This is a genomic window from Streptomyces sp. NPDC001532, from assembly GCF_040298625.1.
Lineage (GTDB): Bacteria > Actinomycetota > Actinomycetes > Streptomycetales > Streptomycetaceae > Streptomyces.
The window spans coordinates 40,197-56,099 of the sequence record NZ_JBEPAL010000055.1 but is presented as its reverse complement, the minus strand read 5'-3'; the positions used below and the strand labels follow the sequence as shown (position 1 = coordinate 56,099).

The window sequence follows — 15,903 nt, the reverse complement described above, 5'->3', positions numbered from 1 at the left end:
CCGGCCGGGTGGGGTTCCTCTTGAGCGGAGGGGAACCCCACCCGGCCGGACCGTGGGTGCGGGCGGATCAGACGTCCTGCCCGTTGCCGCCACCGCCGGGGGCGGCCTTGATGCTGGCGACGACCTGGTCGATCAGGTTCGCCTTCTGGTCCGTGTCCAGGCCGAAGCGCATCACGACCATCTGCCCGCTGTCGGCGGGTGACGGGAAGGCGAGCGACTGCACATAGCCGTCGGCGCCCTTGCTGGTGACCGCCTTCCAGCGGACCAGGTAGCCCTTCTGCCCCGCCACCGTCACCGGCGCCGAGGCCAGCACCTCGTGGGAGGTGATCTTCCCGTAGGTGGTGCCGCCGTAGGACTCCTCGGCGTTCGCGGCGATGTCCGCCTTGGCGACCGCCTCCGCGGTGCTGCCCTCGGTGCCCAGCGCCTCGGCGGGCGCCGAGTACGCGCCCCCCTTGGTGCAGGTCTCGGAGGTGTCGCCGGGGCAGGCGTAGGTGTCGTCGGACGTCATCTGGGCGCCCACGCTCATCGCCTGGCCGGTCCAGCCCGTCGGCACCGTGAGGCTGATCCCGTTGACGGGGTCGGACAGCGTGCCGCCGCCCTCCACCTCGGGCGCCTCCGGCTGGTCCGGCTCGGCCGACTGGCCGCCGTCCTGGCCGCCCGGGCCGCCGTCGCCGAACGGGTCGTCCTGGCCGCCGGAGCCGTCGTCCCGGCCGTCCGGTCCCTGCTGGGAGTCCGCGCGGCTCGCCTCACCGCCGTCGTCCTTGGTCAGCGCGTACACGCCGACGCCGATGCTCGCCAGCACCGCGGCGGCCACCGCGACCGCGATGCCCGTCCGCAGGCCCCGGCGCCGCCCGGCCGGCGGCTGCACCGGATATCCGGGATACCCGGGGTGCGCCGGATAGCCCGGATACCCGGCCTGGCCCGCGACCGTGGGCGGACCCGGCTGGTCGTTCGGGGGGCCGAACCCCGGTCCCGCCCCGGGGGCCGGCGGGCCCGCCGGAGCGCCCCAGGCGGCGGCCGACCCCACGGGACGGATCTGGTCCGTCCATGCCTTGCCGTCCCACCAGCGTTCGGTGGCGGGACCGTCACTTGTCTGCCCGGGGTCGGGGTACCACCCGGGAGGAGTCACCTGCGTCATGTCCCCACCGTATGAGTTGACGGTGAAAGCCGGATGAGAGGGACCACCCACGGCCCGGCGACAACGGACACACCGTCACGTAACGCCCCCGCGACGCGTCTCCCGCCCACGCCGCCGCGAGCCGGCGCCCCCGCCGCCGACCGCGCGACCGCGACGGAGCCCGGCCGGCGGTGCCCGGCCGCCGCGACGATCCGAACCGCCCGCGGCCCGCGAGCAGTCGACCGCCACGGCCACCCGCCGACGCGACCCGGAAGCGCCGCCCGGACCCACGCCGCGCCGCCCCCGCATACCCGCTGTCACCCCTGACGACAAGAGGTCGTACGACCCTCCACCACCAGCGGGCCCGGACGGCTACGCTCGCCCTGTACGTCGTTCGGGCGACTTGGGGAGGTAGCGGGATGACGGAGGTACGGCCGACGACGGCCGCCTCGGCTTCCCTGTGGGAGCGCGACCAGGAGATCGACGCCATCCGGCGAGCCGTCGACGCCCTGTGCACGGACCGCTCGTCCACCGGCAGCCTGCTGGTCCTGCGCGGCGAGGCCGGACTCGGCAAGACCACCCTGCTCGCCGAGACCCGCCGCATCGCCGAGGAACGCGGCTGCACGGTGTGGTCGGCCCGCGGCGGCGAGACCCTCCGGTCCGTCCCCTTCAACGTGGTACGGCAACTGCTCCAGCCCGCGCTGGTGTCGATGCTGCCCGAGGAGGCCCGCGACTACCTCGGCGACTGGTACGACATCGCCGGACCCGCGCTCGGCATAGCGGACCCCGGCGAACGCCAGGCCGACCCGCAGGGCGTCTGCGACGGCCTGGTCGCCGCCGTCCGCCGGCTCGCCCGGCGCGACTGGCCGCTGGTACTGCTCATCGACGACGCCCACTGGGCCGACCAGGAGACCCTGCGCTGGCTCGCCGCCTTCGCCGAACGGCTGCACGACCTGTCCGTGCTGGTCGTCGTCGCGCGCCGCCCCGGCGACGTCACCGGCGAACGCGCCCGCCACCTCGACGCGGTCGCCGCCGCCGCGGCCCAGTCCGTCACCACGCTCAGCGCGCTCACCCCGGACGCCACCGCCGGACTCCCCCGGGCCACCGTCGGCGCGCACGCCGACGGCGCCTTCTGCCGCGAGGTGTGGGCGGTCACCGCGGGCAACCCGTACGACACCGTCGAACTCCTCGCCAAGGTGCTCGACAGCGAGATGGAGCCCACCGAGGCCTCGGCCGGCGAACTGCGCGCCCTCAACCGCTCGGCCCGCGGCGGCGGCCTCGTCGCCCGCCTCGAAGGCCTCGGCGTCGACGCCACCCGGTTCGCCTGGGCCGCCGCCATCCTCGGCACCGGCATCACCGTCGACCTGGTGGCCCGGCTCACCACCATGCACCCCGAACAGGCCGAGCGCTGCGCCCACCTGCTGGGCACCGCCCGCATCCTCACCGCCCCCGACCCCGCGGGCGGCCCGGTCCTCCCCGGCGACCTGGAGTTCGTCCACCCGCTGATCGCCTCCGCCGTCTACAACTCCATCCCCGACGCGCTGCGCCGCGCCATGCACGGCATCGCCGCGCGGATCGTCACCGACCTCGGGCTCGGCGCCGCCGCCGCCTCCCGGCACCTGCTCCAGGTCCACCCGGACGACGACGCCGAACTCGTCGAGCAGCTGCGCGAAGCCGCCCGCGAACACCTCGCCGTCGGCGCGCCCGACGCCGCCCGCCAGTGCCTGGAACGCGCCCTCCAGGAGCCGCCCCGGCCCGAGGCCCAGGCCCACGTCCACTACGAACTGGGCTGCGCCACCCTGCTCACCGCGCCCGCCAAGACCATCGACCACCTCCGGACCGCGCTCGCCATGCCCGGCCTCGACGGACCCGAGCGCGTCGACGCCGTCTTCCGCCTCTCCCAGGCCCTGCTCCACAACGACGAGCTGGAACAGGCCGTGCGCACCGTCGAGGCGGAGGCCGCCCGCCACGAGGACGGGCCCGCCAGGATGCGGCTGCGGGCCGTGCAGTACATGTGGGAGGGCATCTACGCCGGCGAGTCCGCCACCCCGGGCCGCTCCGCCCGCCTCGCCGACCTCGCCCGTACCTGCACCGGCCGCGACAACTCCGAACGCGCCCTGCTCATCCTGCGCGGCTTCGACGCCATGACCCACGGCGAGAACGCGGAGGAGGTCGTCGAGGTCTGCGACCGCGCCCTCGTCAACGGCCGCCTCGCACCCGGCCTCAGCTGGACCGACACCGAGTGGGGCATCGAACTGCTGATGATGCTCGGCAGCTCCTACGCCTACACCGACCGCCTCGACCGCGCCGAGAACCTGTTCGCCGAGGCCCTGCGCAGCTACACCTCGGCCGGCTGGAGCGGCGGCCACCTCGCCCTCGCCCACGCCTTCCTCGGCCTCGCCTTCCGCCGCCAGGGCCGGCTGAAGGACGCCGAGAAGGTGCTGCGGGACTCCCTGCGGATCGCCGAACGCGTCGGCCGCGGACTGCCGTTGTACTGGTCGGCGACGTGCGGACTGGTCGACACCCTGCTCGCCCGCGGCCATGTCGAGGAGGCCTGGACGATCGCCGAGCAGTACGGCTTCGCCCCGCCCTACCCGTCGACCATCGTGCTGCCCGACACCCGCTCGGTCCGCGGCCGGCTGCTGCTCGCCGTGGGCCGCGTCGAGGAGGGCGTCAACGAACTGGAGGCCGCGGAGAAGGCCGCCGCCGCGCGCGGCGGCCACAACCCGGTCCTGGCGCCCTGGACCGTCGACCTCGCCCGCGCCCTCGCCGCCGTGGACCCGGCCCGCGCCGCCCGGCTCGCCGCCGACGCCCGCCGGCAGGCCGAGCGGTTCGGTACCGACACCGCGATCGGTGAGGCGCTGCGCTGTGCCGCCGCTCTGGAGACCGGTCAGCGGCAGGTCCGGCTCGCCGCGCAGGCGGTCACCTATCTGGAGGCCTCGCCCTGCCAGTACGAACACGCCGCCGCCCGCGTCGAGTACGGACTCGCGGCCCGCTCCACGACCGAGCTGAACCGGGGCCTGACCCTGGCGCGGTCCTGCGGCGCCGACGGTCTGGCGCGCCGGGCCGAAAAGGCGCTGGCGGCGCTGACGGGCGACCTCGGCTAGCGGCGCGCCCCCGCCGGCCGGACGGACGCCGGGGTCAGCCGGAGGCGCCGTCCTCCTCGGCCAGCACCCGCTGGGCCGCCGCGAACGCCGAGTTCGCCGCCGGCACCCCGCAGTACACCGCCGTCTGGAGCAGCACCGCGCCGATCTCGTCCGGCGTCAGCCCGTTGCGGCGCGCCGCCCGGACGTGCATCGCGAGCTCCTCGTAGTGGCCGTGCGCCACCAGCGCGGTCAGGGTGATCATGCTGCGCTCGCGGCGGCTGAGCGTCGGGTCGGTCCAGATCTCGCCCCAGGCGTAGCGCGAGATGAAGTCCTGGAACCGCGCGGTGAACGGCGTCTGCCGGGACTGCGCCCGGTCCACGTGCGCGTCGCCCAGCACCTCGCGCCGCACCTCGATGCCCCGCCGGGCGGCCCCGCCGAAGTGGGCCCGCAGCGCGGTCAGCACGGCCTCCGGGCACTGCGCGGGCGCCAGATGCGAGGCGCCGGGGATCTCGACCAGCGCCGCGCCGGGCACGGCGTCGGCGATCTCCCGCAGATGCGCGGGCGGCGTCGCCGGGTCCTCCCGGCCCGCGATCAGCAGCGTCGGCACGCCGATCTTGCCCAGCCGGTCGCGTACGTCGAACGCGGCCAGCGCGTCACAGCAGGCGGCGTACGCCTCCGGGTCCGCCTCCCGGTGGTCCCGCACCAGCCGCGGCACGCTGAAACCGGAGGTGAACCAGCGGTCGTTCGCGCTCTCCGCCAGCCCCGACAGCCCCTCGCGGCGGACCAGCGCGGCCCGCTCCTGCCACGGCCGGGCGCCGTTGAAGTGCGCCGACGAGCAGATCACGGCCAGCGACGACACCCGCTCCGGGTGGTGCAGCGCGAGATGCAGCCCGACCGCACCGCCCAGCGACACCCCGGCGTAGGCGAACCGGGCCACGCCGAGCGAGTCGGCGAGCGCCAGGACCAGCTCGGCGAGATCACCGACGGTCGCCCCGGCCCGCAGCAGTTCCGGGGCCGAGCCGCCGTGCCCCGGCAGGTCCCAGCGGATCACCCGGTGGGCGGCGGACAGCTCGGGCGCGACCTTGTCCCACAGGGCGTAGGAGGTGCCCAGCGACGGCCCCAGCAGCAGCGGTGGAGCGGAGGGCGCCCCTTCGGCACGGTGGTTGAGCAGCTTGTCGGTCACTCTCGCTCCAGGGCACGGTCGGTGAGGGCTCCCGCGGAGCCGGTGTAGCGGGTGGGATCGGTCAGGTCGTCGAGGTCGAGGTCCTTCAACTCCGGCTGCTCGGCGAGCAGTTCGGAGAGCGGGCGGCCCTCCGTGTAGGTGCGGCGGGCCACTTCGGTGAGCAGTTCCCTGGCGCGTGCCCGGCCCAGCACCGGCGCGAGCGCGGCGGCCAGCCGCTCGGAGGTGACCAGGCCGTGCGTGAGGTCCAGATGGGCCCGCATGACCTCGGGGTGCACCCGCAGTCCCTCGGTCAGCTCCACGGCGTCCCGCGCCGCGCCGCCCACCAGCCGCAGCAGATCCCGCAGCGGCTCCCACTCCGCGTGCCAGGCCCCGGCCGGCCGCTCGTCCTCCGCCGCCAGCGAGCCGTAGAGCGTGGCCGCGAGCTGCGGGGCGCGCCGGGCCGCGGCCGCGATCAGCGTGGACCGCACCGGGTTCGCCTTGTGCGGCATGGCGGAGGAGCCGCCGCCGCTGCCCTCGGAGACCTCCGCGATCTCGGTCCGGGCCAGGGTGAGCACGTCGACGGCGATCTTGCCGAGGGCGCCCGCCGTGAACGCCAGCGCACCCGCCAGGTCCGCGACCGGGGTGCGCAGCGTGTGCCACGGCAACACGGGTGCGGCCAGGCCCAGTTCACGGGCGTAGGCGTCGACCAGGGCCGGCGCGTCCGCCGCCCCGAAGGCGCCGAAGGCCGCCAGGGTGCCCGCCGCGCCGCCGAGCTGTGCGGGCAGCGCGTCTCGTACCGCCCGCAGCCGGTCCCGGGCGTCCAGCACCAGCGACCGCCATCCGGCCGCCTTCAGCCCGAACGTCGTCGGCACGGCGTGCTGGGTGAGCGTCCGCCCCGGCATCGCCGTGTCCCGGTGCGCGGCGGCGATCGCGGCCAGCGCCCGCTGGGTGCGCTCCAGATCCGCGAGCACCGGGTCCAGTGCCCGCGCGGCGACCAGCATCGCCGCCGTGTCCAGGATGTCCTGGCTGGTCGCGCCGCGGTGCACATAGGGGCCGTACTCCGGTCCGACCGCCGCGGTCAGCTCGGCGACCAGCGGGATCACCGGGTTCCCGCCGCCCCGGGCGCGCTCGGCCGTCGCCCGGACGTCGGGCCGGGCGGCACCGGCGGCCTCGGTGACCGCCGTCGCCGCCTCGGCCGGGGCCAGCCCGAGCGCCGCCTGGGCGCGGGTCAGTGCCGCCTCCGCGTCGAGCAGCGCCCGCAGATACGCGGTGTCGCTCGTCGCGGACGCGGCGGCGGAGCCGGCCCACCCGGGGGCGAGCAGACCGGTGTCGGGTACGTCGGATGTCACTGGAACTCCAGGAAGACCGTCTCGCCCTCGCCCTGAAGGCGGATGTCGAAACGGTAGGTGCCCTTGCCGTCGTCCTCGGCGATCAGCGTGCCGCGGCGCGTGTCGTCGAGCCGGGCCAGCAGCGGGTCGGCGGCCAGCGCCGCCTCGTCGCCGGGCAGGTAGACGCGGGTGTACAGGTGCACCAGCAGTCCGCGTGCGAAGACGCACACGCTGAGGTACGGGGCGCTGGTGCCGCGCGCTCCGGGGCGCAGGGTCCGCGCGGACCAGTGGCCGCCTGCGTCGGTCTGGACGCGGCCCCAGCCGGTGAACTCCACGCCGTTGCGGCCGAGGAAGCCGCCGCTGGCCGGGTCGCGGCGCATCGAGCCGTCCGTGCGGGACACCTGGCCGTCGGGGTCGGCGCCCCACAGCTCCACGAAGGCGTCCGGCAGCGGGGCGCCCGCGCCGTCGTAGACGTATCCCTGGACGGCGATGGTGTCCGGGTGGCCGAGGGGCGCGATGTCGCCGCCGCCGGGGAAGGGCAGCGCGTGTCCGTAGAAGGGGCCCACCGTGTGCGACGGGGTGGGCAGCACGGTCTCCGGACGGCTGGTGTCGATCCTCGTCATGGTGTCAGCGCCCCTCTTCCATCCAGGTGGCCCGCGGGCCGTCGAGCACGATGTCCCAGTGGTAGCCCATCGAGAACTCCGGCACCGACAGGCTGTGGTCGTACGTCGCGATCAGCCGCTGCCGCGCGGCGTCGTCCGTCACCGACTGGATGATCGGGTCGTACGGGAAGAGCGGATCGCTGGGGAAGTACATCTGCGTCACCAGCCGCTGGGTGAACGCGGTGCCGAAGACGGAGAAGTGGATGTGCGCCGGCCGCCAGGCGTTGAGGTGCTGGCGCCACGGGTAGGGGCCGGGCTGGATGGTGGTGAAGCGGTAGTGCCCGTCGTCGTCGGTGAGGGTGCGGCCCACACCGGTGAAGTTGGGGTCGAGCGGGGCGTCGTGCTGCTCGCGCTGGTGGGCGTACCGGCCCGCCGAGTTGGCCTGCCAGATCTCGACGAGCTGACCGCGCACCGGCCGCCCGTCGCGGTCCAGCAGCCGCCCGGAGACGGTGATGCGCTCGCCGATCGGCTCCCCGGTGTGCTGCCGGGTCAGATCGTTGTCGATCTCGGTGATGTCCCGCTCGCCGAAGGCCGGGGAGGACAGCTCCACCAGCTCCGGGTCCTTGCTCACGTCGATGGTGACGGGCGGCTGCTTGGGGTGCCGCAGCAGCGAGGAGCGGTACGGCGCGTAGTCGCGCCGCGGGTGGTGCTCGACCGGCGCGCCGTCGGCGACCCGCTTCTCGTACGCGGCGTGCTCGGCCGCGATCTCCTGGTCGATGTCGTGCTGGGTGAGAGTCATGGGGAGTCCCTGGGGCTTCCTGGGTGCTTAACGTTCGAGGACGAGGGCGAGGCCCTGGCCGACGCCGATGCAGAGGGTGGCGACGCCGATTCCGGAGCCCTTGCGGGCGAGCTGGTGGGCGACGGTGCCGGCGAGACGGGCGCCGGAGGCGCCGAGCGGGTGGCCGAGGGCGATGGCGCCGCCCTGCGGGTTGAGGATCCCGGTGTCGAACTCGGGCCATTCGGCGACGCAGCCGAGGACCTGGGCGGCGAAGGCCTCGTTCAGTTCGAGGGTCGACAGGTCGGCGAAGGTCCGGCCGGCCTTGGCGAGGGCCCGGTTGACGGCTTCGACGGGGGCGAGGCCGAAGTAGTGCGGGTCCAGGGCGGAGACTCCGGTGGCGGAGATCCGGGCGAGGGGTTCGCGGCCGGTGGCCTTCAGGCCTTCCTCGTCGACCAGCAGGAGGGCGGCGGCGCCGTCGTTGAGCGGGGAGGCGTTGCCCGCGGTGACGGTGCCGTTCTCCGCGCGGAAGGACGGCTTGAGCTTGGCCATCGCCGCCAGTGAGGCGTCGTGCCGCACGCTCTCGTCGGCGGCGAACACGACCGGCTCGCCCTTGCGCCGCGGGACCGGCACGGGAGCGAGTTCGGCGTCGAACACTCCCTCGGCCTGCGCCTTCGCGGCCTTGTGGTGGCTGGCGAGGGCGAACTCGTCCTGCTGCTCGCGGCTGATCTTGTGCTTCTCGGCGATGAGTTCGGCGGACTCGCCCAGCGGGACGGTCCACTGGGGCTCCATCCTCGGGTTGACCATGCGCCAGCCGAGGGTGGTGGAGTACAGCTCGGCGTGTCCGGCCGGGAAGGGCTTGTCGGACTTGGGCAGGACGTAGGGGGCGCGGGTCATGGACTCGACGCCGCCGGCGAGCGCGACGGAGGCGTCTCCGAGGGCGATGGCGCGGGCGGCCTGGATGACGGCTTCGAGGCCGGAGGCGCACAGCCGGTTCACGGTCACGCCGGGCACGCTGGTGGGCAGACCGGCCAGGAGGGCGGCCATGCGGCCGACGTTGCGGTTCTCCTCGCCGGCGCCGTTGGCGTTGCCGAAGTACACGTCCTCGATGCGCGCCGGGTCGAGGTCCGGGGTGCGGGCGAGGAGTTCGCGGATGGCGTGCGCGGCGAGGTCGTCGGGGCGGACGCTCGCCAGGGCGCCGTTGTAGCGGCCGATCGGGGTGCGGACGGCATCGACGACGTAGACGTCCCTCATGACGTGGTCTCCTCGCTGATACGGACCTTGGCGGCGGTCTTCGCCGTGATCTCCTCGGTGCTGACGCCGGGCGCGGTCTCGACGAGGACGAGTCCGTCGTCGGTGACGTCCAGGACGCCGAGGTCGGTGATGACGCGGTTCACGCAGGCCTTGCCGGTGAGCGGCAGGACGCACTCCTCGACGATCTTGGGGCTGCCGTCCTTGGCGGTGTGGGTCATGACCACGATGACCGTGCGGGCGCCGTGGACCAGGTCCATCGCGCCGCCGATGCCGGTGACCATCTTCCCGGGCACGGCCCAGTTCGCCAGGTCCCCGCGGGCGGACACCTGCATCGCGCCGAGCACGGCGACGTCGATGTGGCCGCCGCGGATCATGCCGAAGGACAGCGCGGAGTCGAAGAACGACGCTCCCGGCAGGACGGTGACGGTCTCCTTGCCGGCGTTGATGAGGTCGGGGTCGACCTGGTCGTCGGTGGGGTAGGGGCCGGTGCCCAGGATGCCGTTCTCCGACTCGAGGATCACCTCCACCCCCTCGGGAAGGTGGTTCGGGATGAGCGTCGGCAGGCCGATGCCGAGGTTGACGTACTGGCCGTCCGTCAGCTCCCGGGCGGCCCGTGCGGCCATCTCTTCGCGTGTCCAGGCCATCAGTCGGTCACCGTCCGCCGCTCGATCTTCTTGTCGGCCGCCTGCTCGGGGGTCAGGGCTGTCACCCGCTGGACGAAGATGCCGGGCAGGTGCACCGCGTCCGGTTCGATCTCGCCGGGCTCCACGAGTTCCTCGACCTCGGCGATCGTGACCCGTCCGGCCATCGCCGCGAGCGGGTTGAAGTTGCGCGAGGACTTGTTGAACACCAGGTTGCCGTGCCGGTCGCCGCGGGCCGCCCGCACCAGCGCGAAGTCGGTGCGGATGCCGCGCTCCAGCACGTACTCGGTGCCGTCGAACTCCCGCACCTCCTTCGCGGGCGAGGCCAGCGCCACTTTGCCCCGGCCGTCGTAGCGCCAGGGCAGTCCGCCGTCGGCTACCTGGGTGCCGACACCGGCGGGGGTGTAGAAGGCGGGGATGCCGGCGCCGCCGGCCCGCAGGCGTTCGGCGAGGGTGCCCTGCGGGATCAGCTCGACCTCCAGCTCACCGGCCAGGTACTGGCGGGCGAACTCCTTGTTGGCGCCGATGTAGGAGCCGGTCACCCGCGCGATCCGCCCGGCGGCCAGCAGCACCGCCAGCCCCGACTCCATCGCCCCGCAGTTGTTCGAGACCACCGACAGACCGGTGACCTCCCGCTCGTGCAGGGCCTGGATCAGCACGTTCGGCACACCGCTGAGGCCGAAACCACCCACCGCCAGCGAGGCGCCGTCACCGACATCGGCCACCGCCTCCGCGGCCGTGGCCACCACCTTGTCCATCCGAGAAGTCCCATCTCTGCCGAGCGAACCAGCACCAGATTAATCAGGGCACTGACTATTTCCGCGAGCTTGGCCCACACGGTGCCATCGGAGGACTCACCCGTCAAGACCTGCGGTGATGGGGGGAGAGTAGGAGTGTGTGGTCTCGGGAGAAGGGGTTATCGCGCGGTATCGTTCAGTGCACCAACGAAAATGACGAACGCGGAACCGGGAGCGCACATGGCCGCGGTGGACCTCAGCACGCACCTCGGGCATCTGACCCGGCGACTCCAGCAGGCGCACCACCTGCTGTGGAACACGATGGTCTCCGAGGAGACCACCTCTCCGCAGTTCGCCGTCCTGAACACCCTCGTCACCGAGCCGGGCCTGGACCAGCGCACGGTGGGGGAGCGGGTGGGACTCGACCGGTCCACCATCGCCGAGGTCATCGGCCGGCTCGTCGGCCGGGGCCTGCTCGACAAGGTCCGCGATCCGCAGGACGGCCGGCGCTTCCTGCTGCGGCTGACCGACGAGGGTGCGCGCGCCCAGCGCAAGCTGGCGGTGCGCGCGGCCCGGATGAACCAGGTCTTCCTCGCCCCGCTCTCCGACGAGGAGCGCACCCAGTTCCTCGGCCTCATCCAGCGTGTCTCGGACGCGGCGGAAGGGCTCCGCAACCCCGCGGAGCCCGTCACCGCCCAGCGCTGAGCGCCGTCGGCGCAAGCGGTCGGGTGCCGACCGGCGGTCAGACGCCGATCGGCGGTCAGGTGCCGACGCGCGGTCAGATGCCGACCGGCGGTCAGGTGCCGACAAGTGGTCAGGTGCCGACGAACACCACCCACACCTGGCCCTCGGCGAAGTTCAGCGGTGCGCCGTCCGGCGTCGAGAACGTCGTCCCGTCGGTCGCCCGGACCCGCTCCCACACGGCGTCGTACGCCTTGCCGTCGCGCAGCACCTCAGCCCTGCCCGCGCCCACCGTCTCGGTGTACGGCGTGTTGTTGCCGCGGAAGTCGTAGAACTCCGACTCGCGCACCTTCACGTGCTGCACCACCACGGTCGCCGGGGCCATCGGGCCCGCGTCGGTGGTGGTGGCGGCCGTGCCGTCCATCGTCACCAGCCAGCGGTCCCGGCTCTCGGACCAGGTGAAGGTGAAGCGGGCCGCCGGGTACGCCACGGTCCGCGAGGCCTGAGGCGCGCCGCCCGCGGGCGCGGGGCCGTAGCGGAAGCCGGTGGTCAGCGCGTCCGCGCCGGACGCGGTGGCGATCAGCCGGTCGGGGCGCAGATACAGATTGTGCGGGGCGGGCCGGCCCTCGCCCCGGAGGTAGGCCCCGGACGTCCGGCCGGGCGGCTCCGCGTTCAGCGGGGCCCCCTCGATCAGCGGCAGCAGCTTGCTCTGCGCGCCGGAGAAGGCGAGCGTCGGCCGCTCGAACTGGCGCAGCAGCTCCAGATCGGCCTCCCGGGCGCTGCGCACCGGCCCGACGAGCTTGGGCAGCTCGGTCGCGTACACCGCCATCAGGCGGCTCATCCCGCCCTCGACCTGCTCGACGTAGACCACGTCCGCCGCGTTCAGACCCGTGTGCGGCCGGGCCCGGCGGGCGTTGTCGATCTTCACGGCGAGAACCGAGCCCTCGATCGCCGTGGTCGGCGGGTCCTCCGTGTCGCGTGTGTCGCGGGAGGTGCCGCGGCTGTCGTCGGACGGGGAGCCGCCGCCCGAGGTGCAGCCCGCCGTCAGCGAGACCGTCATCGCGGCGGCCAGAAGTGCCGCCGTCACACCGACGCGCCTCAGGCGCGCTCTTCGTCCTGTGCCCACCGTCGCCACCCGCCCAGTCCTGTGCCCTTGATTGTGCGCTTATAGGTTCAGCGCTGGCCATACCCGGTCACACCGGACGACGCGCGGCGAGTACGCCGATGGGCCCGCACGGAACACCCCGATGGGCGCACCTCGCGGATCTCGTCATGGTTCGGCGTATTGCGTCCGGGTACCCGGGCCGCGCCACCGCAGGACCAGCCCCGGTGCGACGGAGGGAGCGCGGGCGATGAGGGCAGTGACATGGCAGGGCAAGAGGGATGTGCGCGTGGAGAACGTGCCCGATCCACGGATCGAGGAGCCGACCGACGCGATCATCCGCATCACCTCCACGGGTTTGTGCGGCTCCGACCTGCACCTGTACGAGGTGCTCACCCCGTTCATGACGCCAGGCGACATCCTCGGCCACGAACCCATGGGGATCGTCGAGGAGGTCGGGCCCGGAGTGCCCGACCTGAAGGCCGGCGACCGGGTCGTCGTCCCGTTCCAGATCGCGTGCGGCAACTGCTGGATGTGCCTCAACGCGCTGCCCACCCAGTGCGAGACCACCCAGGTCCACGGCGAGGGCATGGGCGCCGCCCTGTTCGGCTACACCCGGCTCTACGGCGCGGTCCCGGGCGGCCAGGCCGAGTACCTGCGGGTCCCGCAGGCGCAGTTCGGCCCGATCAAGGTCCCCGAGGGCCCGCCCGACGACCGCTTCCTCTACCTCTCCGACGTCCTGCCCACCGCCTGGCAGGCCGTCGCCTATGCCGACATCCCGCCCGGCGGCAGCATCGCCGTCCTCGGCCTCGGGCCCATCGGCGACATGGCCTGCCGGGTCGCGCAGGTGCGCGGCGCCGGACGGGTGTTCGGCGTCGACCTGGTCCCGGACCGGCTGGAGCGGGCCCGGGCACGCGGCGTGGAGACGTACGACCTGAAGAGCTTCGACAGCGAGAAGGAACTGGTCGCCGCCATCCGCGACGAGACCGACGGGCGCGGCCCCGACGCCGTGATCGACGCGGTCGGCACCGAGGCGCACGGCAGCGTCGTCGCCAAGCTGACCCAGTCGGCCGCCGCCATGCTGCCGCGCTCGCTGAGCGGACCGCTCGCCGAACGCTTCAGCGTGGACCGGCTCGCCGCCCTGCACACCGCGATCGAGCTGGTCCGCCGCGGCGGCACGCTCTCGCTGGTCGGCGTCTACGGCGGCATGGCCGACCCGCTGCCGATGCTCACCCTGTTCGACAAGCAGCTCCAGATCCGCATGGGCCAGGCCAACGTGCGCCGCTGGAGCGACGACATCATCCCGTACCTGACCGAGGAGGACCCCCTCGGCGTCGAGGACTTCGCCACCCACCGGGTGCCGCTGGAGGAAGCCCCGCACGCGTACGAGATGTTCCAGCGCAAGCAGGACGGCGCGGTGAAGGTGCTGATGCGGCCCTGATCCGGCCCGCGCGGTTCGGCGGCCCGCCGCGGGACGGCGGCCGCCGGGCTCAGCCGCCGGGCTCAGCCGCCGGACTCGGCCGCCGGGCTCAGCCGCCGGGCTCAGCCGCCGGACTCGGCCGCCGGGCTCAGCCGCCCGTGCCGAGGATCTCCGCGAGGTCGTAGCGCACCGGCTCCTCCAGCTGGGCGTAGGTGCAGCTCTCCGGTGTGCGGTCCGGCCGCCAGCGGCGGAACCGGGCCGTGTGCCGGAAGCGGGCACCGTTCTCCATGTGGTCGTACGCCACCTCCACGACCCGCTCGGGCCGCAGCGGCACCCAGGACAGGTCCTTCTTGCCCGTCCAGCGGCTGGGCGCGCCGGGCAGCCGCGCCGTCTCGTGCGCGGCCTCCTGCGACCACGCCGCCCACGGATGCCCGGCGACGTCGTCCAGGCGCAGCGGCTCCAGCTCCTCGACCAGCTCGGCCCGCTTCTTCATGGAGAACGCGGCCGACACGCCCACGTGCTGGAGCACCCCCAGCTCGTCGTAGAGCCCGAGCAGCAGCGAGCCGACCACGGGGCCGCTCTTGTGGAGGCGGTAGCCGGCCACCACCACGTCCGCCGTCCGCTCGTGCTTGATCTTGAACATGGCGCGCTCGTCCTGGCGGTAGCGCAGCCCGCGCGGCTTGGCGATCACCCCGTCCAGCCCCGCCCCCTCGTACTGCTCGAACCACTGCCGCGCCACCTCGATGTCGGTGGTCGCGGGAGCCAGGTGCACCGGCGCCGTCACCCCGGACAGCGCCCTGACCAGCAGCTGCCGCCGGTCCTCCAGCGCCACCTCCAGCAGTGACTCGTCGCCGAGGGCCAGCAGGTCGAAGGCGACGAAGGAGGACGGCGTCCGCTCGGCGAGCATCCGCACCCGTGAGTCCGCCGGGTGGATCCGCTCGGTCAGCGCGTCGAAGTCCAGCCGTCCCTCCCGCGCGATCACGATCTCCCCGTCCAGCACGCACCGCTGCGGCACCCGCTCCCGCAGCGCCTCCACCAGCTCGGGAAAGTACCTGGTCAGCGGCTTTCCGGTGCGGCTGCCCAACTCCACCTCGGCCCCGTCCCGGAACACGATCGCCCGGAACCCGTCCCACTTCGCCTCGTACTGCATGTCGGGCGGGATCTTTGCCACCGACTTGGCGAGCATCGGCTTCACGGGGGGCATCACCGGCAGCTCCATGGTCCGACTCTACGAGCCGTCCCTGGCGTCCGCCTGTTGTGCGCCACGTCCGTCCGAATCCGTCCCACCTGGGCATTCGCCGCCGAGACGGGGTGAGACGCCCGGGACCGCGGCTGCCGGAGCTCAGGCCGCCGAGGCGCGGAAGGTGCTGGGGCTCAGACCCTTGTGGCGTTCGAACGCGGCACTGAAGCCGAAGGCGTCGGCATAGCCGACGGACCTGCCGATCTGGGCGATGCTCAGGTCGGTGTCGGTCAGCAGCGTCTCGGCCTCGTCCATACGGCACTCGGTGAGGAAGACGAGGGGCGGGCGGCCCATCAACCGGGTGAAGCGCTTGGCGAACAGCGCCAGGGAGACGCCCGCTCGCGCGGCCGGCGACGCCACCGTCCAGGACTCGGCGGGCCGGTCGGGGAAGGCCTCCAGGGCGGGGGCGAGCACCGGATCGGTGAGGCCCCGGTACCAGCTGGGCGCGTCGTCGCCGGCCTGGAGGGGATGCGGACCGTCCTGGAGACCAGTCTGAGCGACGGGATCGCCTACTACTGCGGCTTCTCGCAGTCCACCGTCGGCCTGCTCACCGACGCGGAGGAACGCCCGCAGCGCATCGAAGCCGAGGGCAACCTCCTGGTCGGCGACGCGGTCGCGGGCGCCGAGCGGGAGGCGCAGTACGCCGATCTCGACCGGCGCGCACAGGAGTTCGTGGAACGGCTCGTCGCCGAGGAACTCGCGGCGGCCTGACCGCCGGGGCGGCACGTGGGGGCGTGCCCGAGAGGCGTACCAGGGAG

General features: G+C 73.8%; 14 protein-coding genes and 1 pseudogene. 4 read left to right on the top strand and 11 right to left on the bottom strand.

From position 1 onward, the window contains the following. Window positions 1-67: 67 nt before the first annotated feature. Window positions 68-1,138 carry a DUF2510 domain-containing protein gene (locus ABT232_RS34150; protein ID WP_351847540.1) on the bottom strand — a complete coding sequence of 357 codons (1,071 nt, stop codon included), beginning with the start codon at window positions 1,136-1,138 and terminating at the stop codon, window positions 68-70. A 398-nt stretch (window positions 1,139-1,536) separates the two neighbouring features. Here ABT232_RS34150 and ABT232_RS34145 point away from each other — a divergent pair, with 398 nt between their 5' ends. Then, window positions 1,537-4,224: an ATP-binding protein gene (locus ABT232_RS34145; protein ID WP_351847537.1), complete on the top strand. Its 2,688-nt coding sequence runs from the start codon at window positions 1,537-1,539 to the stop codon at window positions 4,222-4,224. A gap of 34 nt (window positions 4,225-4,258) precedes the next feature. On the opposite strand, the gene pcaDC is transcribed toward ABT232_RS34145, so the two are convergent. From pcaDC to ABT232_RS34110, 7 genes are read right to left on the bottom strand one after another with little or no spacing between them, the layout of a single operon-like run. Next, entirely contained in the window at window positions 4,259-5,386 is a 1,128-nt protein-coding gene (pcaDC, locus tag ABT232_RS34140; RefSeq protein ID WP_351847534.1) for a bifunctional 3-oxoadipate enol-lactonase/4-carboxymuconolactone decarboxylase PcaDC, read from the bottom strand. Further along, window positions 5,383-6,714: a 3-carboxy-cis,cis-muconate cycloisomerase gene (pcaB, locus tag ABT232_RS34135; protein WP_351847532.1), complete on the bottom strand. Its 1,332-nt coding sequence runs from the start codon at window positions 6,712-6,714 to the stop codon at window positions 5,383-5,385. The genes pcaDC and pcaB overlap by 4 nt, the downstream gene beginning before the upstream one ends. Then, complete coding sequence (gene pcaG / locus ABT232_RS34130; protein ID WP_351847530.1) at window positions 6,711-7,316, bottom strand: protocatechuate 3,4-dioxygenase subunit alpha; 606 nt, start codon at window positions 7,314-7,316, stop codon at window positions 6,711-6,713. The genes pcaB and pcaG overlap by 4 nt, the downstream gene beginning before the upstream one ends. 4 nt (window positions 7,317-7,320) lie before the next feature. After that, on the bottom strand, window positions 7,321-8,094 hold the full coding sequence (pcaH, locus tag ABT232_RS34125) for a protocatechuate 3,4-dioxygenase subunit beta (protein ID WP_351847528.1): 774 nt from the start codon (window positions 8,092-8,094) through the stop codon (window positions 7,321-7,323). 27 nt (window positions 8,095-8,121) lie between these two features. Then, entirely contained in the window at window positions 8,122-9,324 is a 1,203-nt protein-coding gene (locus ABT232_RS34120) for a thiolase family protein (protein ID WP_351847525.1), read from the bottom strand. Then, window positions 9,321-9,968 (bottom strand): CoA transferase subunit B, encoded by a 648-nt coding sequence (locus ABT232_RS34115; protein ID WP_351847523.1) that lies wholly within the window; start codon window positions 9,966-9,968, stop codon window positions 9,321-9,323. The genes ABT232_RS34120 and ABT232_RS34115 overlap by 4 nt, the downstream gene beginning before the upstream one ends. Continuing rightward, window positions 9,968-10,723: a CoA transferase subunit A gene (locus ABT232_RS34110; protein WP_351847522.1), complete on the bottom strand. Its 756-nt coding sequence runs from the start codon at window positions 10,721-10,723 to the stop codon at window positions 9,968-9,970. The genes ABT232_RS34115 and ABT232_RS34110 overlap by 1 nt, the downstream gene beginning before the upstream one ends. Before the next feature lie 219 nt (window positions 10,724-10,942). Here ABT232_RS34110 and ABT232_RS34105 point away from each other — a divergent pair, with 219 nt between their 5' ends. Further along, window positions 10,943-11,407 (top strand): MarR family winged helix-turn-helix transcriptional regulator, encoded by a 465-nt coding sequence (locus ABT232_RS34105; RefSeq protein WP_351847520.1) that lies wholly within the window; start codon window positions 10,943-10,945, stop codon window positions 11,405-11,407. A gap of 109 nt (window positions 11,408-11,516) precedes the next feature. On the opposite strand, the gene ABT232_RS34100 is transcribed toward ABT232_RS34105, so the two are convergent. Continuing rightward, entirely contained in the window at window positions 11,517-12,443 is a 927-nt protein-coding gene (locus tag ABT232_RS34100; RefSeq protein ID WP_351847546.1) for a DUF3048 domain-containing protein, read from the bottom strand. Between the two features lie 292 nt (window positions 12,444-12,735). Here ABT232_RS34100 and ABT232_RS34095 point away from each other — a divergent pair, with 292 nt between their 5' ends. Then, the gene (locus tag ABT232_RS34095; protein WP_351847518.1) at window positions 12,736-13,926 is read left to right on the top strand and encodes a zinc-dependent alcohol dehydrogenase; all 1,191 of its coding nucleotides are present in this window, start codon (window positions 12,736-12,738) and stop codon (window positions 13,924-13,926) included. Between the two features lie 127 nt (window positions 13,927-14,053). Here the strand turns inward: ABT232_RS34095 and ABT232_RS34090 are convergent, their stop codons facing one another. Both ABT232_RS34090 and ABT232_RS34085 read right to left on the bottom strand, forming a co-directional pair. Then, window positions 14,054-15,124, bottom strand: a complete 1,071-nt coding sequence (locus ABT232_RS34090) for an ATP-dependent DNA ligase (RefSeq protein ID WP_351847515.1) — start codon at window positions 15,122-15,124, stop codon at window positions 14,054-14,056. A gap of 123 nt (window positions 15,125-15,247) precedes the next feature. Continuing rightward, window positions 15,248-15,607 (bottom strand): annotated as a pseudogene (locus tag ABT232_RS34085) (helix-turn-helix transcriptional regulator); the annotation flags it as partial. A 6-nt stretch (window positions 15,608-15,613) separates the two neighbouring features. Here ABT232_RS34085 and ABT232_RS34080 point away from each other — a divergent pair. Continuing rightward, complete coding sequence (locus ABT232_RS34080; protein WP_351847510.1) at window positions 15,614-15,856, top strand: hypothetical protein; 243 nt, start codon at window positions 15,614-15,616, stop codon at window positions 15,854-15,856. The last annotated feature ends 47 nt before the right edge of the window (window positions 15,857-15,903 follow it).